The organism is Citrobacter sp. BIDMC107, assembly GCF_001037575.1.
GTDB lineage: Bacteria > Pseudomonadota > Gammaproteobacteria > Enterobacterales > Enterobacteriaceae > Citrobacter > Citrobacter freundii.
Map to the genome: position 1 here is coordinate 293813 of NZ_KQ089848.1, position 17778 is coordinate 311590.

A 17778-nucleotide genomic window follows, 5' to 3' on the forward strand; every position below is an offset into this window, starting at 1 on the left:
AAGGAAGAGACAATGAATCATTACACACGCTGGCTGGAACTGAAGAAAGAAAATCCCGGAAAATACGCACGTGACATTGCAGGATTGATGAATATTAGCGAAGCCGAACTGACCTTTGCGCGCGTCGGCCATGACGCCTGGCGCTTACGTGGCGAAGTCCGCGAAATCCTCGGCGCACTGGAAGCCGTAGGTGAAACCAAATGCATTTGCCGCAACGAATATGCGGTGCATGAACAGGTTGGCGCTTTTACCAATCAGCACCTGAACGGCCATGCCGGGCTAGTTCTTAATCCGCGTGCCCTCGACCTGCGCCTGTTCCTCAATCAGTGGGCAAGCGCTTTTCATATCAGTGAGACTACCGCCCACGGCGAGCGTCAGAGCATTCAATTCTTTGACCATCAGGGAGACGCACTGCTGAAGGTCTATACCACACAAAATACCTTCGTTGAGGAATGGGCGGCGTTGCTGACCCGTTTCATCTTTGCAGAAAACCCGCCGCTGGTGCTGCAACCCGTCAACAATTCTGTGCCTGCCGCCGTCACTGTCGACGCACAGACTGTTGATCAAGAGTGGCGAGCGATGACCGATGTCCATCAGTTCTTCGGTCTGCTGAAACGCCACGATCTCACCCGCCAACAGGCGTTTAATCTGGTTGGCGACGACCTGGCCTGTAAGGTTTCTAATAGCGCACTGGCGCAATTGCTCGACACCGCGCGTCAGGATGGCAACGAAATTATGGTTTTTGTGGGTAATCGCGGCTGTGTACAGATATTTACCGGCGTAATAGAAAAACTGGTGCCGATGAAAGGCTGGCTGAACATCTTCAACCCAACATTTACCCTGCATCTACTGGAAGAGAGCGTGGCGGAAACGTGGGTGACGCGTAAACCGACCGCCGATGGTCACGTCACCAGTCTGGAGCTGTTTGCTGCCGACGGCACGCAAATCGCCCAGCTGTATGGTCAACGTACGGAAGGCGAGCCGGAGCAGACACAATGGCGCGCACAGATTGACGCACTGACGCCGAAAGGACTGGCCGCATGAAAAAACTGCTGGCCCTGATCGCGCTGCTGCCCTTCGAGGCGCTGGCTGCGCCCGAGGAACGGGTTGTTGCGCTCGGTGGCGATGTCACCGAGATTGTCTACGCACTGGGAGCACAACCCTCCCTTGTGGCGAGAGACAGCACAAGCCAGTGGCCTGTTGCGGCAACCGCGTTACCTGATGTTGGTTATTTGCGCCAGCTCAACGCCGAAGGGATCCTGGCTACCCGCCCTACGCTGGTCCTTGCCAGCGCGCAGGCACAGCCCTCTTTAGCGCTAAAACAGCTTGAGCAGAGCAACGTCAGGGTTGTCACGATCCCAGCAAGCAACGATCTTAACGCGATTGATGAAAAAGTTCGGGTTATCGCTGAGGCTACTCATCGGGAGGCCGACGGCGAAACGCTGCGCGCAACGTTACGTCAGGAACTGGCGACGCTCCCGTCGTCTGAACTTAATAAACGTGTGCTGTTTATTCTCAATCATGGCGGGATGACCGCAATGGCGGCGGGCCAGCAAACCGGAGCCGATGCGGCGATTCGTGCCGCAGGTCTACGCAACGCCATGCAGGGCGTTAATCGCTATCAGCCGCTGTCACAAGAAGGCGTCATTGCCAGCCAACCCGATCTGGTGGTGATTTCGCAGGACGGCGTTAAGGCGATGGGTGGCGAAGATAACCTGTGGGCGCTACCGGGACTTGCGCAAACACCTGCCGGAAGGAATAAACAGGTATTGCAGGTTGACGATATGGCGCTGTTGGGCTTCAGCGTTCGCACGCCACAGGCTATTTTGCAGCTTCGTGCTAAAGCGGAGCAATTGCCCTGATGTTCCGGCGGATCACCTGTTCGTTGTGGATGTTGGCATTGATGCTGGTTGCAATGACGGTTCTGGCTACCGGTTTTGGCGCGTTGCGCCTGCCGGTAAGTCTGCTCTGGCGTGATGGCGATGAGGCACTGCGTCAAATCTGGATCACGATTCGCCTTCCCCGCGTCCTGCTGGCGCTGGTGATTGGCGGTTCTCTGGCGCTCGCTGGCTGCGTGATGCAGGGACTGTTTCGCAATCCGCTTGCAGACCCTGGATTACTGGGAATAAGCAGCGGCGCCGCCTGCGCTGTGGCACTGTGGGTGGTGCTGCCTGTCTCTTTGCCCGCGCTGATGATGTTGTATGCTCCAATGCTGGCCGCTTTTTTCGGCGCGCTAGCGGCAACAGTAGTGATTTTTATCCTCAGCCAACAGCGCGACGGTTCGCTCTCCCGCCTGCTGCTGGTCGGCATTGCCATCAACGCGCTCTGCGGGGCGGCGGTTGGCGTACTGTCGTGGGTCAGTAATGATTCGCAACTGCGCCAGCTGTCGCTATGGGGAATGGGAAGTCTGGGGGCCGCACAGTGGTCCACGCTGTTGGCTGTCACTTCGCTGACAATCCCGACAGTGCTGATCATCTGGCGACTTGCTCCGGCGCTGAATCTTCTGCAACTGGGTGAGGAAGAGGCGCATTATCTCGGCGTTGATGTACGTACAATACAGCGTATTTTGCTGCTTTGTAGCGCATTACTGGTTGCCTCAGCCGTGGCGGTAAGCGGCGTGATTGGCTTTATCGGGTTGGTAATCCCACATTTAATACGTATGTGGCTCGGCTCAGACCATCGGGCCGTTATTCCGGGTTCCGTGCTGGCGGGCGCGTTTTTATTGCTGATTGCCGACACCCTGGCCCGTACTGCGGCTGCGCCTGCGGAGATGCCAGTCGGTCTGTTGACCAGTCTTCTCGGCGCTCCGTGGTTTTTATGGCTTATTTTTCGTCAGCGAGGAGCGCATGGCTGAACATTTCATCGCTGAAGGGCTTCACTATCACGTAGCTGGCAGAGCGGTGATTGACGACGTATCGCTCACCCTTACAAAAGGTGAACTGGTTGCGCTCATCGGCCCAAACGGTGCGGGGAAATCCACCCTGCTGCGCCTGCTGACCGGTTTTCTCAAACCAGCAACCGGGCGCTGCGTGCTGGCAGACAAACCGCTGGAGGAATGGCCTACCCAGACCCTGTCGCGGCATCGGGCAGTAATGCGCCAGCAAACACAGTTGGGATTCGACTGGCCGGTAGAGGCCGTCATCGCGATGGGCCGCGCGCCGTGGACCCAACAGCAGGAGCCCCGGCTTATCGCTCAGGTGATGGAAATGACCGGATGCACACCGTTGGCGGGTCGGCAATACGCCGCGCTTTCCGGCGGCGAGCAACAGCGAGTACAGTTAGCCCGTGCGCTGGCACAACTCTGGTGCGACGGTGCGCCTCGCGGTTGGTTATTCCTTGATGAACCGACCTCCGCGCTGGATCTTTACCACCAGCAGCATCTGTTGCGCATGCTAAAAACGCTTACCTCTTCGGGAGAGCTGCATGTGTGCATTGTGCTTCACGATCTGAACCTCGCCGCACTGTGGGCAGACAGAATAGTGCTGCTGCACAACGGCAGGCTGGTATCGCAGGGAACACCGGAAACTGTGTTACAGGCCGATGACCTGAAGCGCTGGTACGGTGCTCAGGTACACGTTGGCCAGCATCCGGCCAACGCCTCCCCGCAGGTATTTCTGGCCCCTTAGCTTGAACAACTCACTTCCAGCCGTTTGCCCCAGTCAGGTGGACGGCTGACATAGTCATCATCACGATCAGCAAACGGGGTACGCAACGCCTGGTGCAACCGATGCAGCTCGGCGTAATCCCCCTGTTCTGCCTGACTAATCGCCCGTTGCGCCAGCCAGTTACGTAATACCATCGCCGGGTTAGCCGCCTTCATCTGGGTTTGTCTGACAGCATCGGCAATATTGTCTTGCTGAAGGCGCGAGCGATACCGCGTGAACCAGTCGTCAAACGCTGCGCGGTCGATAAACTCATCGCGCAACGGAGATTGCGCACTGTGTTGTTCCGTTTGGCTGAGCATGCGAAACGTTCGCGTATAGTCGCTTCTTTCCCGCGACATCAGACTAAACAGCTCGCTAAGCAGTTCGTTATCGTCTTTCTGCTCGCTAAAGAAGCCGAGCTTTTGCCGCATCCGCTGACCGTAGCGAGTTAACAGCGCCAGTTGGTAACTGTCCAGCGCATCATTGAGCGCCTCGACCGGGATAAACGGCGACAGGGTTTGCGCCAGACGTTGCAGGTTCCACAACGCGGCGGCCGGTTGATTATCGAAACTGTATCGCCCCTGGTTGTCAGAGTGGTTGCAGATATAATCGGGCACGTAATCATCAAGAAAACCGAATGGACCGTAATCCATCGTCAGACCCAGAATCGACATGTTGTCCGTATTCATAACACCATGCGCAAACCCTACCGCCTGCCAGTCAGCGATTAACGTCGCAGTACGCGTGACAACATCGTTAAACCACAGCTGATATTTATCGGCGTCTTCCTGCCATTGCGGCCAGTAATGGCGAATCGCAAAGTCAGCCAACTGACGCACTTTTTCCGGCTCCCGGCGATAGTAAAAATGCTCAAAATGGCCAAACCGCATATGGCTTTGCGCCACGCGGATAAGCATCGCCCCCGCTTCGACCGTTTCGCGATACACCGGCGTGTCGCTGGTGACAATCGACAATGCCCGCGTGGTCGGTATTCCCAGGTAGTGCATCGCTTCGCTAGCAAGGCTTTCGCGAATGGTCGAGCGCAGCACGGCGCGCCCATCACCCATGCGGGAATACGGCGTGAGTCCGGCGCCTTTCAGGTGCCAGTCAAACGTTGAACCATCCGCAAGCTGTTGTTCGCCCAGCAGGATCCCACGTCCGTCGCCAAGCTGACCAGCCCAGACGCCGAACTGATGCCCACTATAAACCTGGGCTAAAGGCGACATTCCGGGAAGCAGCGATTCGCCTCCCCAAACGCCCGCACCAGTTGAAATATCAAATAGCGCCGCAGGAATAGCTAATTGCTCCGCCAGCGCATCGTTATGCCAGATAAGGCGCGCATTTTTCAAAGGGGTGGGTGAAAGCGCGGTATAAGTTGCTGGTAGTTCATCACGCCAGCGAGTGGTAAAAGACAGGGTCATAGGGCCTCCTGCCTCTAGTGTAGACTGTTAATAGCCTGTTAAACACCAGCAAATAAAAGGGTTATATCTTAGCAAGCGAAATTATCTGCGCAGGAGGCACTGCAGGCCACAATCCTCCCTGCATGGCACTGAATCCTACAGGCAAAACGCGCTCCAGCATCTCTTGTGTATCAATTCCGCTAATGATTATTGACTCACAGCTGGGAGATAGTTGCGCCAGAATAGCCCGCATAAACGGCTCAAACGAAATATGTGCAATCCTTTGTTGAACAAAGTTTTTATCCAGAACGACGCGTTTGAACAGGCCGTCAAAAATTGCCCGGGTTGATATACCGCCAGCACCATAGTTTGTCAGGACTAATGGAAATCGCGCAGCAAGTGCGGCCAATGTTGGATTATCTTTACCTTTGTTTAACTCCGGATAGCTTTCATTAATAGTCAGTTCCAGAAATGAAAATCGTTCAACTTGTGAAGCAAGTTCAGTATCTGATAATAAAGTATTAGCAATTGCTGGCGTTAAATTAATCCAGGCAAATACTTTTCGCTGAATAAAAAAATGTTGGCACGTTTCGATTAATTCTAGTTTTTCTACAAATAAACGACATTGTTCGTCGTCTGACATCCGAGGTAGGACCAGCTCGGTGGGTATACGCACATCCCCATGTGCACTGGCGAAATTGGTGATGATGTCGACGAATTCAAGATCGCCTTTTTCGCTTCTCGCAGGAAGAAAAGAGAACTCAGAATGGTAAAGATTATCCAGTGAAACAATCATCGTGCCAGCCCCGCTGCATGGGTGTTATCCGGCATCCTGTAGCAAAGGATGAAGAAATACGTTACTGCTGATGCAAGTAGAGGCCCTTTCATTTTTCCCTTTTTAGCCGGTAAATCGAATCCTTTTTTTTAGCTTATCCTGATTATAAGCGAATATCCAGCTTTGCACTTTTTAATATCTCGGAATAAATCATATTTTTAGCAAGATACGCTCTTAATGTTCATGGGTATTGTCTAACCAAAAGCAGAAATAAAAGTTAACTTTCAAACGGTGATGTCGAGGCTGCCACTCGATGGCAGCCTCGGAGTTGTGAGGATTAAATACGTCGCGCCTGCCAAAAGTTTTTACGCCAGTAAACGTTATCCAGAGACGAGCGCATCACTCCACGGCTGGTTGAAGCATGAATAAATTGATTATTGGTATCGTAAATACCGACATGCAGACCGCTTTCCCCAGACCCGGTTTTAAAGAAAACCAGATCACCGGGCAGCAAATCGTCTTTATCAATTTCGGTACCAATCTTTGATTGCGTACGCGTATCGCGTGGGAGTTGCAGATCGAATTTATCGCGCATCGTCATCAAAACAAATCCAGAACAATCCACCCCGCTACGACTCATACCACCATAACGATAGGGTGTGCCATGCCAGGTTTGTAGCTGATCATTAAGACCGGCAATAACGGCGATTGAATCCGACAAGCGGGCATTTGGCGCAGGCGCACGATGGCTGCTGCAGCCCGCCAAAAACAATGCTGTGATTAAAAGGAGCCAAAAGCGCATTCAGTACGAATCCTCTGAATTTTATTTTTATACCAATTTAGCGTGGAAATTATATGATTTTCAAGAACCCATTTAACTTAAGTGGTTGATATGAGCATTCTATGCCCTTCAATATCCAAACGTCGGAAGTTGACACCATAGGCCGCAGACAGATTGGCCGGCGTCAGTACCGCATCTCGAGAACCACTGGCAAGCAGTTTCCCACGTTTGAGTAGCCAGGCTTTATGCGCATGGCGTAAGGTGTGATTAAGGTCGTGACTACTCATCACAATCGCTATGCCCTGCAAACACAGCTGACTCAACAATCGATCCAGTGCGTTTTGTTGCGCGACGTCCAGACTGTTCATCGGCTCATCCAGGAGTAAAAGCTGACCTAATGGATTCGCTTGTGGGCAAATCTGCAGAATAACCGCAGCCAGGCGCACACGCTGCCACTCACCGCCGGAGAGTTGGTTCACGCCGCGCCCCAGTTTATCTCCCAGGCCGAGCGCATCGGCGACCTCCTGTAACAGATCGGTACGTGCTTTGTCGGGTTGATGCAGCGTCAGAAAATGCCAGACCGGCATCGCAAACGGCGGATTTTGCTGTTGCGCAAGATAGGCACGATATTGCGCCAGCCTGGCAGCCGGCCATTCCTCCAACGGCATATCACCAAAAGTGATGCTGCCCTCTCCGTTCGTCAGACCCGCCATACGCGCCAACAGCGTACTTTTTCCGGCACCGTTTGGTCCCACTAAATGCAGGATCTCTCCTGCTTTTATCTCACCAGAAAGCGGGCCAAGACGGGTCGATTCCGCGACGTCCTGTAGCTGCATCAATCGAGACATTAGTTTGCCAGCGCCTGCTTGATGGTTTGCACCAGAATGGGATCCTCAGGCGTCATATCCGGTGAGAATCGTTGCAGCACTTTTCCATCGCGACCCACTAAAAACTTCTCGAAATTCCACAGAATATCGTCCGGGTAGAGCGGCGCACGACCTTTGCTCGCCATTCGCTCATAGAACCCACTATCCGCAGGTGCAACGGCCGTTGGCGCGGCATCAATCAGCTTCTGATACAGCGGATGGCGTCCCTCGCCGTTGACGTCAATTTTGCTGAACATCGGGAAAGTTACGCCCCAGGTGGTACTGCAGTACGTTTTTATTTCCTCTTCGCTGCCCGGCTCCTGGCCCAGAAACTGATTGCAAGGGAAACCAAGAACGCTGAAGCCCTGTTGGTGCCAGGTTTTCTGCAGATTCTCCAGTTGCTCGTACTGCGGCGTCAGTCCACATTTTGAAGCAACGTTGACGATTAACAGCACATTTCCGGAATACGGCTGCAGTGAGGTAACCTCGCCGTCGATGGTCGTCACTTCTGTATCGAGGATAGTGTTTTGCATAGCATCTCCAGAACAACAGGTGGATTTTCAGTTTTTAATCATAGACCGAACCAACGCGTTCTAGCGCGCGGCTTTTAACAATAACCAGATAAATACCGGTGCGCCCATGGTGGCCGTCACCACGCCGATAGGTAACTCAGCCGAGGCCAGCACCAGACGCGCGACAACATCAGCAAACAGTAATGCGATTGCACCAGCCAACGCACAACCTGGCAATAAAACACGGTGATCGGTGAGGCCGCACAGTCGCAAAATATGCGGTATCACAAGCCCAATAAAACCAATCGCCCCTGCCAGAGCCACGCTCACGCCGACCATCCAGCCCGTGGCGACCACCAGCAGGTTGCGCCAGAACCATAGGGGCAGCCCCAGCTGACGAGCAGACGTCTCTCCTAATGCCAGCATATTCATCGGCTGCGACTGACAGCAGATCCACACCAGTACCGGAATCAACGCCACCATGAGCCAGGCCTGATGCCAGTCTACGCCACCGAAGCCCCCCATCATCCAGTACATCAGCTGTCGTAAGTCAAATGATGTGGAGAAGTAGATGGCCCATGTCATCAGCGCGCTACAGATAATCCCCAGCGCCACCCCTGCCAGCAGCAGACGACTGGTAGACAAATGACGGCGGGCGAAACGTAGCAGTATGAGCGTGATAATCAGCGCCCCGGCAATGGCGCAAAGGCCCAATGCCCAGCCGGGAAGTTGCCCCTGCCCCAGCAGCACCGCCGCGATAAGCCCGACTCCCGCGCCGTTAGACACGCCTAATAATCCCGGCTCGGCGAGCGGATTTTCAAAGAGAGCTTGCATCACTGCGCCTGATAAGGCCAACGCAGCGCCTACCAGCAAAACGGCAAGGGTACGGGGAAGTCGGATTTGCCAGACGAACAGATCGCCGCGGGCGCTGAACCAGTCGCCGGGAGCGATCCATTGTTCTCCTGCGCACAAGCTTAGAATCGTTGCCAGTAGCATAAGTACTGACAGTGACAGTATCCAGCGCACATTTCGACGCTGCTGTTGATGGGCGAAAGTCAGCATGTTTTCCATTCTGCTGAAAAGAGATGAAGGTGATTCTACGGTGCTGATTCGGTAGTGAAAAGGAAAAAGGCCGCAGAGCGGCCTTTTTAGTTATATATCATGGTTTGCGCTGCCGCTTTGATGGCAGAGCAAGTGACTTAACGGATCGTTAAATCACTCTTCTTTGGGCGTTGCGTTTTCGACCCGGCTTTTTAACTTCTGTCCGGGTCTGAAGGTCACCACGCGCCGTGCTGTAATGGGAATATCTTCGCCCGTTTTCGGGTTACGGCCCGGACGTTGATTCTTATCACGCAGATCGAAGTTACCAAAACCAGAGAGTTTTACCTGCTCACCATTTTCCAGAGCACGACGGATCTCTTCGAAAAACAGCTCGACCAGTTCTTTGGCATCCCGCTTGCTAAGCCCAAGCTTATCAAACAGATATTCTGACATTTCAGCTTTTGTAAGCGCCATAGGTTCAATCCCTCAATGATGCCTGGAATCGCTCTTTTAATGCCTCTACACATTTGGCGACGGTAGCGGCAATCTCCTCTTCTTCAAGTGTACGGCTGGTATCCTGAAGGATCAGGCTGATAGCGAGGCTCTTATAACCCTCCGCAACACCCTTACCGCGGTACACGTCAAATAAGTTTACGCCAACTACCTGATTTACGCCAACTTTCTTACACTCGGATAAAATATCCGCAGCGGGAACGTTTTCGGCCACAACAACCGCGATGTCGCGACGGTTCGCCGGGAAGCGAGAAACTTCACGCGCCTGAGGCACCACGCGGTCTGCGAGCTTATTCCACTCCAGTTCAAACACCAGAGTGCGACCGTTCAGATCCAGTTTACGTTCCAGTTCAGGATGAACAACCCCAATGAAACCAATACGTTCACCTTTCAGATAAATCGCCGCAGACTGACCCGGATGCAGTGCTGGATTCGCTTCAGCTTTGAACTGAATGTCTGCCAGTTTGCCGGTCAGGTCGAGAACCGCTTCCAGATCGCCTTTCAGATCATAGAAATCAACGGTCTCTTTTGCCAGATTCCAGTGTTCATCATGACGGTTACCGCAGATCACGCCCGCCAGCATCAGATCCTGACGGATCCCGAGATTGGCCTGTGTATCCGGTACGAAACGTAAACCCGTTTCAAAAATACGTACGCGGTTCTGCTGACGGTTCTGGTTATACACTACCGTAGACAGCAAGCCGGTCCACAGGGACAAACGCATAGCCGACATATCAATAGAAATTGGGCTTGGCAGCAGCAGCGCTTCTTCACCCGGGTGCAGCAGCGACTGGACTTTCGGGTCGACGAAGCTGTAGGTAATTACTTCCTGGTAGCCTTTGTCATTCAGCATGGTTTTTACACGTTTCAGCGACAAATCCGCTTCACGATGCGTACCCATGATAAGACCCGCCTGGATCGGCGTGTTCGGGATATTGTCATAACCGTATACGCGGGCGACTTCTTCGACCAGGTCTTCTTCGATTTCCATATCGAAACGCCAGCTCGGCGCGACCGCTTTCCACTCATCCTGCCCTTCCGTCACGTCACAACCCAGACGACGCAGAATGTCGCTCACCTGCTCATCCGCAATATGGTGTCCGATCAGACGATCCAGTTTGCTACGACGAAGCGTAATGGTTGCGCGTTTTGGCAGCGTGTCTTCGTTCGTCACGTCAATGACTGGACCCGCTTCGCCGCCGCAGATATCGATCAGCAGGCGCGTTGCACGTTCCATGGCCTTATGTTGCAGAGCCGGATCAACACCACGCTCATAGCGGTGAGAAGCATCGGTGTGCAGACCGTGACGACGTGCGCGACCGGTAATAGACAGCGGGCTGAAGAATGCACATTCCAGCAGGACGTTTTGCGTTTCATCATTCACGCCGGAATGTTCGCCACCAAAGATGCCGCCCATCGCCAGCGCTTTGTTATGGTCCGCAATCACCAGCGTATCCGCATTCAGCTTCGCTTCGCTGCCATCCAGCAATACCAGGGTCTCACCCTCTTTTGCCATACGGACAACAATTCCGCCTTCAATGCGGTCTTTGTCGAATGCGTGCATCGGCTGGCCCAGTTCGAGCAGCACATAGTTAGTCACGTCAACCACGGCATCGATTGAACGAATACCGCAACGACGCAGTTTTTCTTTCATCCACAGCGGGGTCGGCGCTTTAACATTGATGCCTTTAACCACGCGGCCCAGATAGCGTGGACAGGCTTCCACGGCTTCAACCTGAATCGGCAGGACGTCGCTAATGGTTGCCGCTACAGGCGCGATTTCCGGCTCAACCAGCGGAGCTTTGTTCAGCACAGCAACATCACGTGCGACACCGATAATGCCTAAGCAGTCGGCGCGGTTCGGCGTGACGCTGATTTCGATAGTGTTGTCGTCAAGCTTCAGGTATTCACGGATATCGGTGCCAATTGGCGCATCGGCCGGCAGTTCGATAATCCCGTTATGATCGTCGGAAATACCCAGCTCAGAGAATGAGCACAGCATACCTTCAGACGGCTCACCGCGCAGTTTCGCGGCTTTGATTTTGAAATCGCCCGGCAGAACGGCACCAACGGTTGCCACAGCCACTTTCAACCCCTGACGGCAGTTTGGCGCACCGCAGACGATGTCCAGCAGACGGTCGCCGCCTACATTCACTTTGGTGACACGCAGTTTGTCAGCGTTCGGGTGCTGGCCACATTCAACCACTTCACCCACCACAACGCCGTTGAACGCACCGGAAACAGGTTCCACACCGTCAACTTCCAGACCCGCCATTGTGATTTGGTTTGACAGAGCATCGCTATCAATCGCCGGGTTTACCCATTCGCGTAACCACAGTTCACTGAATTTCATTGTTTTATCCTGCCTTTATTTAAACTGTTTGAGGAAACGCAGATCGTTTTCGAAGAAAGAACGCAGATCGGTAACACCGTAACGCAGCATGGTCAGACGCTCCATCCCCATACCAAATGCAAAGCCCGAGTAGATTTCCGGATCGATGCCAACATTACGCAGCACGTTCGGGTGAACCATCCCGCAACCCAGTACTTCCAGCCACTTACCGTTTTTGCCCATCACATCTACTTCCGCAGAAGGTTCAGTGAACGGGAAGTAGGAAGGACGGAAACGAACCTGCAGGTCTTCTTCAAAGAAGTTGCGCAGGAAATCGTGCAGCGTGCCTTTCAGGTTGGTGAAGTTGATGTTGGTATCAACAATCAGCCCTTCCATCTGATGGAACATCGGGGTGTGAGTCTGATCGTAATCGTTACGATATACACGGCCCGGGGCGATAATACGGATCGGCGGCTGTTTTTCCTTCATGGTGCGGATCTGCACGCCGGAAGTCTGCGTACGCAGCAAACGCGTCGCGTCAAACCAGAAAGTGTCGTGGTCAGCGCGCGCCGGATGATGGCCAGGAATGTTCAGCGCATCGAAGTTATGATAGTCATCTTCGATTTCCGGACCAGTCGCCACGGTAAAGCCCAGCTCACCAAAGAAACTTTCAATCCTGTCAATTGTACGCGTTACAGGATGCAGACCGCCGTTTTCGATACGACGCCCTGGCAGGGAGATATCCATAGTTTCTTCAGCCAGACGAGCATTCAGAGCAGCACTTTCTAATTCGGCCTTACGCGCGTTCAGCGCTTGCTGCACCTGCTCTTTGGCTTCGTTTATCACCGCACCTGCTGCCGGGCGCTCTTCTGGCGGCAGTTCGCGCAGGGTTGTCATCTGAAGGGTCAAGTGCCCTTTCTTGCCCAAATATTCGACGCGGACATTGTCTAACGCGGCAACATCTGAAGCCTGGTTAATGGCGGCCGTTGCACTGGCAACCAGCTCTGCGAGATGTGACATGGTTTTCCTCGTTATGTTGCGATATTCACTAGTCGCTCATATATACGCAAAATCATTCAAGTTGTATCAACGCAGCAAAAGAGCGAATGCAGCCAATACAGAGACAACTTGAAGGATGACGCGTATAAAAAAAGCCTCCACCAGGGAGGCTTTTAGGCGCTGTTTTCCGTTTCTTCTTTCACGCGCAAGCCTCCTGATTTCAGGTGCTAAAGTAAAAGAAGAAGCGGAAAATAGCAGCATTCATGCTTGCGTTACCTTGTGTGGTAAAAACCGGACAACCTTTATTGAAAAGGCTTACGGATAAATTGTCAACTAATTGATTGTACTGCAAATAAAAGAGAGGGAGCCAGGCTCCCTCTTTTCACCGGCTTATGCCAGAGCTGCTTTCGCTTTTTCGACCAGAGCGGTGAACGCTACTTTGTCGAATACTGCGATGTCAGCCAGGATCTTACGGTCGATTTCAACAGAGGCTTTTTTCAGGCCGTTGATGAATTTGCTGTAAGAAATACCGTTCTGACGTGCTGCTGCGTTGATACGCGCAATCCACAGTTGACGGAACTGACGCTTTTTCTGACGACGGTCACGATAAGCGTACTGACCAGCTTTGATAACAGCCTGGAAGGCAACGCGGTATACGCGAGAACGCGCACCGTAGTAGCCTTTAGCTTGTTTCAAAATTTTCTTGTGACGTGCACGGGCAACTACACCACGTTTTACGCGAGCCATATGTGCTCTCCTGTATCTATATTCTTAGTAAAAAAATGAATTAAACGTTAACGGCTTATGCGTACGGCAGGCACGCGATAACCAGACCCAGATCGCCTTTAGACACGAGGCCTTTTGGACGCAGGTGACGTTTACGCTTAGTAGATTTTTTGGTCAGAATATGACGCAGGTTTGCGTGCTTACGCTTAAATCCACCACCACCGGTTTTTTTGAAACGCTTAGCAGCACCGCGTACGGTCTTAATTTTTGGCATTTTAATAACTTCCACTTCGCATTGTTAATAAACGAAACGTAGGCGAACAACAGCTGTGGAACCCGTAGGCTCCACAGACATTGCTACTTGAAGGCCTTACTGTTTCTTCTTAGGAGCGAGCACCATGATCATCTGGCGGCCTTCGATCTTCGTAGGGAAGGATTCGACTACTGCCAGTTCACTCAGATCGTCACGGACGCGGTTGAGCACTTCCATACCGATCTGTTGGTGGGCCATCTCACGACCGCGAAAACGCAGCGTGATCTTAGCCTTATCGCCATCTTCCAGAAAGCGTACCAGGCTGCGGAGTTTTACCTGGTAATCGCCATCGTCGGTGCCAGGACGGAATTTAATTTCCTTAACCTGGATAACTTTTTGCTTTTTCTTCTGTTCCTTAGAAGACTTACTCTTTTCATAAAGGAACTTGCCGTAGTCCATAATACGACAAACTGGCGGTTCGGCGTTAGGGCTGATTTCAACTAAATCTACTCCAGCTTCTTCAGCTTTTTCGATCGCTTCTCTCAGACTCACAATACCCAAAGCTTCGCCTTCCAGACCTGTTAAGCGAACTTCCAGGGCGCGAATCTCGCCATTGATACGATTCGGACGTGCCGTTTGAACTCGTTTTCCGCCTTTAATACCTTATTCCTCCAGTTGTTGAAGACTGCGGCTGCGAATCTCTTGTTGCAGCTTCTCAATCACTTCATTTACGTCCAGGCTGCCCAAGTCTTTGCCACGACGGGTACGCACGGCAACTTTGCCTGCTTCTACCTCTTTGTCGCCACAGACCAACATGTAAGGGACACGACGTAAAGTGTGCTCGCGGATTTTAAAGCCAATCTTCTCATTTCTCAAGTCTGCTTTTACACGAATACCCGCATTTTGTAGTTTCTGCGTTAATTCGTTAACGTATTCAGACTGAGAATCGGTGATGTTCATGACCACAACCTGAACCGGCGCAAGCCAGGTCGGGAAGAAGCCAGCGAACTCTTCAGTCAGGATACCGATGAAACGTTCCATCGACCCAAGAATTGCACGGTGAATCATAACCGGCACCTGACGTTCGTTGTTTTCGCCAACGTAAGAGGCGCTTAAACGGGACGGCAGGGAGAAGTCCAGCTGTACAGTACCGCACTGCCATGCACGATCGAGGCAGTCATACAGGGTAAATTCAATTTTCGGACCGTAGAACGCGCCCTCACCCAGTTGGAACTCAAACGGGATGTTGTTTTCTTCCAGCGCAACGGCCAGGTCAGCTTCAGCACGGTCCCACATTTCATCGCTACCGATACGTTTTTCGGGGCGAGTGGACAGTTTGACGACGATTTTCTCGAAGCCAAAGGTGCTGTACATATCGTAGACCATACGAATGCACGCGTTAACTTCATCACGAATCTGCTCTTCAGTACAGAAGATATGCGCATCATCTTGAGTGAAGCCACGAACACGCATCAGGCCATGCAGCGCACCTGACGGTTCATTACGGTGGCAGCTACCAAACTCAGCCATACGCAGCGGCAGATCTCGATAGGATTTCAGACCCTGATTAAAGATCTGTACGTGGCCAGGGCAGTTCATTGGCTTAATGCAGTATTCACGGTTCTCAGAAGAGGTGGTGAACATCGCATCTTTGTAGTTGTCCCAGTGACCTGTTTTTTCCCACAGCACGCGGTCCATCATGAACGGACCTTTCACTTCCTGATACTGGTATTCTTTCAGTTTTGAGCGAACAAAGACTTCCAGTTCACGGAAGATAGTCCAGCCATCGTTGTGCCAGAACACCATACCCGGCGCTTCTTCCTGCATGTGATACAGGTCAAGCTGCTTGCCGATTTTACGGTGGTCGCGTTTGGCCGCTTCTTCCAGACGTTGCAGGTAGGCATTCAGGGCTTTTTTATCTGCCCATGCAGTACCATAAATACGCTGCAGCATCTTGTTATTGCTGTCGCCACGCCAGTATGCCCCAGCGGTCTTCATCAGTTTGAAGTGATGGCAGAAACGCATATTCGGCACGTGCGGGCCACGGCACATATCGACATATTCTTCATGATGGTACAAGCCAGGCTTGTCATCATGGGCAATGTTTTCATCAAGAATGGAGACTTTATAGGTCTCGCCACGCTTCACGAAGGTTTCACGCGCTTCGTACCAGCTGACTTTCTTCTTAATGACATCGTAGTTTTTCTCAGCGAGCTCGTGCATCCGCTTCTCAAGCGCGTCGACGTCTTCCTGGGTTAACGTACGGTCAAGATCGATATCGTAGTAAAAACCGTTATCAACAACCGGTCCGATCGCCATTTTGGTGTGCGGCCAGAGTTGTTTGATCGCGTGCCCTAACAGGTGCGCACAGGAGTGACGAATGATCTCCAGACCTTCTTCATCCTTCGCGGTGATGATGGAGAGCTTCGCATCATGCTCAATCAGATCGGAAGCATCTACCAGCTCACCGTCAACACGGCCAGCAATAGTGGCTTTCGCCAGACCTGGACCGATGTCCAGCGCAACATCCATGGGGCTTACAGCGTGGTCGTAATGGCGTTGGCTGCCATCAGGAAGAGTAATAACAGGCATGTTATATCCTTATTTGCAGTGGTGACCCACACGTAAGATCACATACAAAGATTCAATATTTAAAATTATCAAAAAGGTGTGGGCTGATTCCCGCTTCACTCTGCGAAATATGTCACTGGTCGCCTTAAAGACCACACTGGACCTACACCCGCTTTTTGATAACACCGTTTGACAGTGTACACGGCATTACGGGTCGATCAAAGCAGCAATCAACGCGCGCTCTATGATGTAAATCAATTCACTGACACCCAACCATCTTTGTTACACTTGCACAAAGTCATCTAACCTGAGCAGGAAAAAAACAATGCCCACAAATCGCTTTGCGAAGAAACACTGGAAGATGGTTGTGATTCTGCTCGTTATTTGTGCGGCCATGTTGATGCTGCGCTGGGCTGCGATGATCTGGGGCTAAATGACGCTCACCCGCTGTTCCGATTTCGTTTATTTATCGATTAATCGAATTCGTCTGAAAATAACGCGTTATGGCCAAGTAGAAAAATAAAACGCAAATTAAATGTTAAATAAACTTAACTTTAATTTAGAAAAGCCAGGTCATTTATTTGACCCGGCTTGTCACTACATCCGATAGCCGAGGGAAACTGTCGTGCGGCGATCGGTATGCTCCGGCGCTGTTGCCGGTGGTTCAGAGTTCCAGGTCACGTTGTAAGCCACCTTTAACCCAAAGTGTTCGTTGATAGCAACGTTCAGGGCAGTTTCAGAGTTGAGTGTGGTATCGTCAGCGCCGAATACCGACACACCCTGAGTAAACTTGGTATTGTCCGTCATCTGCCATGCATAGGCCCCGGACGCATAGCCCAGCGGCTGTGTTTCGGTGGTGCCATCCGTGTGCTCGTCATAGCGCACGCCAGGACCGAATTCGAAACGGAAGCTGTGCACAGGCCCGTTGAGGAACTGACGACCATAACCCGCGGTCAGCACGTCACGCTCGCGGTAGCCGTTGTAGCGGTCGGTCAACCAGCTTGCCTGTCCAAAGAGATAGTCATAGTCGGTCATGTTGTAACGACTACGGCCACCTACGGCATATTTCTCCGATGAACGCTCATCATTTGAGGAGGTATTACTGGCATTTCCCCACAGAGACCATGCGGTCGTTTGGCCGTACCAGGTCATGGTGGTATCTGCGGTTAAAGAAGAACTTTTTGTGTTGCCTGACTGGGCGAGATATCCCGCGTTCAGGTTACCTTCAAAGGGTTTTTTCGCGCTGGAAGGGTCATCCATGACAGTAAAAACGGAATCATCGGCGGCAGCATGCATTGACGCAAGCAGGCCTCCCGTCAGCAGCAATGCTGCGGGCACTGTCTTCAAAAGCTTCATTTATTAAGA

20 protein-coding genes and 1 other annotated feature are annotated in these 17778 nt (G+C 52.3%); of the genes, 5 read left to right on the forward strand and 15 right to left on the reverse strand.

Going from position 1 to position 17778, the window contains the following annotated elements; translation table 11 throughout:
• Positions 1–12 precede the first annotated feature (12 nt).
• The 4 genes from chuS to SK39_RS01405 are packed head-to-tail and all read left to right on the forward strand — an operon-like array spanning position 13 to position 3626.
• Positions 13–1044 carry a hematinate-forming heme oxygenase ChuS gene (gene chuS, locus SK39_RS01390; RefSeq protein ID WP_003843464.1) on the forward strand — a complete coding sequence of 344 codons (1032 nt, stop codon included), beginning with the start codon at positions 13–15 and terminating at the stop codon, positions 1042–1044.
• A complete protein-coding gene (locus SK39_RS01395; RefSeq protein WP_048216525.1) occupies positions 1041–1862 on the forward strand; it encodes a heme/hemin ABC transporter substrate-binding protein in 822 nt (273 codons plus the stop codon). The genes chuS and SK39_RS01395 overlap by 4 nt, the downstream gene beginning before the upstream one ends.
• Positions 1862–2854, forward strand: coding sequence for a FecCD family ABC transporter permease (locus SK39_RS01400; protein WP_048216526.1), 993 nt, complete (start codon positions 1862–1864; stop codon positions 2852–2854). Before SK39_RS01395 ends, SK39_RS01400 begins: the two co-directional genes overlap by 1 nt.
• Positions 2847–3626 (forward strand): heme ABC transporter ATP-binding protein, encoded by a 780-nt coding sequence (locus SK39_RS01405; RefSeq protein WP_048216527.1) that lies wholly within the window; start codon positions 2847–2849, stop codon positions 3624–3626. The genes SK39_RS01400 and SK39_RS01405 overlap by 8 nt, the downstream gene beginning before the upstream one ends.
• Here SK39_RS01405 and selO read toward each other — a convergent pair.
• From selO to thrS, 14 genes are all read right to left on the reverse strand, one after another.
• Positions 3623–5065, reverse strand: coding sequence for a protein adenylyltransferase SelO (gene selO, locus SK39_RS01410; RefSeq protein ID WP_048216528.1), 1443 nt, complete (start codon positions 5063–5065; stop codon positions 3623–3625). The two genes, SK39_RS01405 and selO, sit on opposite strands and share 4 nt — an antisense overlap.
• A 61-nt stretch (positions 5066–5126) precedes the next feature.
• Positions 5127–5840 carry an EAL domain-containing protein gene (locus SK39_RS01415; protein WP_003836643.1) on the reverse strand — a complete coding sequence of 238 codons (714 nt, stop codon included), beginning with the start codon at positions 5838–5840 and terminating at the stop codon, positions 5127–5129.
• A gap of 316 nt (positions 5841–6156) precedes the next feature.
• Entirely contained in the window at positions 6157–6621 is a 465-nt protein-coding gene (locus tag SK39_RS01420) for an NlpC/P60 family protein (protein ID WP_003836644.1), read from the reverse strand.
• A gap of 77 nt (positions 6622–6698) precedes the next feature.
• Entirely contained in the window at positions 6699–7448 is a 750-nt protein-coding gene (gene btuD / locus SK39_RS01425; protein ID WP_003030567.1) for a vitamin B12 ABC transporter ATP-binding protein BtuD, read from the reverse strand.
• A complete protein-coding gene (locus SK39_RS01430; protein WP_003030569.1) occupies positions 7448–7999 on the reverse strand; it encodes a glutathione peroxidase in 552 nt (183 codons plus the stop codon). Before SK39_RS01430 ends, btuD begins: the two co-directional genes overlap by 1 nt.
• A 60-nt stretch (positions 8000–8059) precedes the next feature.
• Positions 8060–9040: a vitamin B12 ABC transporter permease BtuC gene (gene btuC, locus SK39_RS01435; RefSeq protein ID WP_003832584.1), complete on the reverse strand. Its 981-nt coding sequence runs from the start codon at positions 9038–9040 to the stop codon at positions 8060–8062.
• Positions 9041–9193: 153 nt separating this feature from the next.
• Complete coding sequence (gene ihfA, locus SK39_RS01440; protein WP_003030571.1) at positions 9194–9493, reverse strand: integration host factor subunit alpha; 300 nt, start codon at positions 9491–9493, stop codon at positions 9194–9196.
• Between the two features lie 4 nt (positions 9494–9497).
• The gene (gene pheT / locus SK39_RS01445; RefSeq protein WP_003030574.1) at positions 9498–11885 is read right to left on the reverse strand and encodes a phenylalanine--tRNA ligase subunit beta; all 2388 of its coding nucleotides are present in this window, start codon (positions 11883–11885) and stop codon (positions 9498–9500) included.
• Positions 11886–11900: 15 nt separating this feature from the next.
• Positions 11901–12884 (reverse strand): phenylalanine--tRNA ligase subunit alpha, encoded by a 984-nt coding sequence (pheS, locus tag SK39_RS01450; protein ID WP_048216529.1) that lies wholly within the window; start codon positions 12882–12884, stop codon positions 11901–11903.
• Positions 12885–13008: 124 nt separating this feature from the next.
• Positions 13009–13133: a sequence feature (Phe leader region), on the reverse strand.
• A complete protein-coding gene (pheM, locus tag SK39_RS27350; protein WP_001386830.1) occupies positions 13084–13128 on the reverse strand; it encodes a pheST operon leader peptide PheM in 45 nt (14 codons plus the stop codon). It overlaps the preceding feature by 45 nt.
• A 120-nt stretch (positions 13134–13253) precedes the next feature.
• Entirely contained in the window at positions 13254–13610 is a 357-nt protein-coding gene (gene rplT, locus SK39_RS01455) for a 50S ribosomal protein L20 (RefSeq protein ID WP_003030578.1), read from the reverse strand.
• A gap of 55 nt (positions 13611–13665) precedes the next feature.
• The gene (gene rpmI / locus SK39_RS01460) at positions 13666–13863 is read right to left on the reverse strand and encodes a 50S ribosomal protein L35 (protein WP_003030583.1); all 198 of its coding nucleotides are present in this window, start codon (positions 13861–13863) and stop codon (positions 13666–13668) included.
• Between the two features lie 96 nt (positions 13864–13959).
• Positions 13960–14502, reverse strand: coding sequence for a translation initiation factor IF-3 (gene infC, locus SK39_RS01465; RefSeq protein ID WP_048997935.1), 543 nt, complete (start codon positions 14500–14502; stop codon positions 13960–13962).
• A 3-nt stretch (positions 14503–14505) separates the two neighbouring features.
• A complete protein-coding gene (thrS, locus tag SK39_RS01470; RefSeq protein ID WP_003832572.1) occupies positions 14506–16434 on the reverse strand; it encodes a threonine--tRNA ligase in 1929 nt (642 codons plus the stop codon).
• A gap of 304 nt (positions 16435–16738) precedes the next feature.
• Between thrS and yniD the strand changes: the two genes are divergently transcribed.
• Positions 16739–16846, forward strand: coding sequence for a small membrane protein YniD (gene yniD, locus SK39_RS27030; protein WP_003030590.1), 108 nt, complete (start codon positions 16739–16741; stop codon positions 16844–16846).
• Between the two features lie 164 nt (positions 16847–17010).
• Here the strand turns inward: yniD and SK39_RS01475 are convergent, their stop codons facing one another.
• Complete coding sequence (locus SK39_RS01475; RefSeq protein WP_003840911.1) at positions 17011–17769, reverse strand: DUF481 domain-containing protein; 759 nt, start codon at positions 17767–17769, stop codon at positions 17011–17013.
• Positions 17770–17778: the final 9 nt, after the last annotated feature.

Bases quoted from the DNA above. Each gene is read 5' to 3' on its own strand.
- btuC (WP_003832584.1), bottom strand. From the start codon at position 9,040: ATGCTGACTTTCGCCCATCAACAGCAGCGTCGAAATGTGCGCTGGATA.
- SK39_RS01475 (WP_003840911.1), bottom strand. From the start codon at position 17,769: ATGAAGCTTTTGAAGACAGTGCCCGCAGCATTGCTGCTGACGGGAGGC.
- rplT (WP_003030578.1), bottom strand. From the start codon at position 13,610: ATGGCTCGCGTAAAACGTGGTGTAGTTGCCCGTGCACGTCACAAGAAA.
- SK39_RS01420 (WP_003836644.1), bottom strand. From the start codon at position 6,621: ATGCGCTTTTGGCTCCTTTTAATCACAGCATTGTTTTTGGCGGGCTGC.
- thrS (WP_003832572.1), bottom strand. From the start codon at position 16,434: ATGCCTGTTATTACTCTTCCTGATGGCAGCCAACGCCATTACGACCAC.
- rpmI (WP_003030583.1), bottom strand. From the start codon at position 13,863: ATGCCAAAAATTAAGACCGTACGCGGTGCTGCTAAGCGTTTCAAAAAA.
- chuS (WP_003843464.1), top strand. From the start codon at position 13: ATGAATCATTACACACGCTGGCTGGAACTGAAGAAAGAAAATCCCGGA.
- SK39_RS01395 (WP_048216525.1), top strand. From the start codon at position 1,041: ATGAAAAAACTGCTGGCCCTGATCGCGCTGCTGCCCTTCGAGGCGCTG.
- ihfA (WP_003030571.1), bottom strand. From the start codon at position 9,493: ATGGCGCTTACAAAAGCTGAAATGTCAGAATATCTGTTTGATAAGCTT.
- SK39_RS01400 (WP_048216526.1), top strand. From the start codon at position 1,862: ATGTTCCGGCGGATCACCTGTTCGTTGTGGATGTTGGCATTGATGCTG.
- pheS (WP_048216529.1), bottom strand. From the start codon at position 12,884: ATGTCACATCTCGCAGAGCTGGTTGCCAGTGCAACGGCCGCCATTAAC.
- pheT (WP_003030574.1), bottom strand. From the start codon at position 11,885: ATGAAATTCAGTGAACTGTGGTTACGCGAATGGGTAAACCCGGCGATT.
- SK39_RS01430 (WP_003030569.1), bottom strand. From the start codon at position 7,999: ATGCAAAACACTATCCTCGATACAGAAGTGACGACCATCGACGGCGAG.
- selO (WP_048216528.1), bottom strand. From the start codon at position 5,065: ATGACCCTGTCTTTTACCACTCGCTGGCGTGATGAACTACCAGCAACT.
- SK39_RS01405 (WP_048216527.1), top strand. From the start codon at position 2,847: ATGGCTGAACATTTCATCGCTGAAGGGCTTCACTATCACGTAGCTGGC.
- btuD (WP_003030567.1), bottom strand. From the start codon at position 7,448: ATGTCTCGATTGATGCAGCTACAGGACGTCGCGGAATCGACCCGTCTT.
- yniD (WP_003030590.1), top strand. From the start codon at position 16,739: ATGCCCACAAATCGCTTTGCGAAGAAACACTGGAAGATGGTTGTGATT.
- SK39_RS01415 (WP_003836643.1), bottom strand. From the start codon at position 5,840: ATGATTGTTTCACTGGATAATCTTTACCATTCTGAGTTCTCTTTTCTT.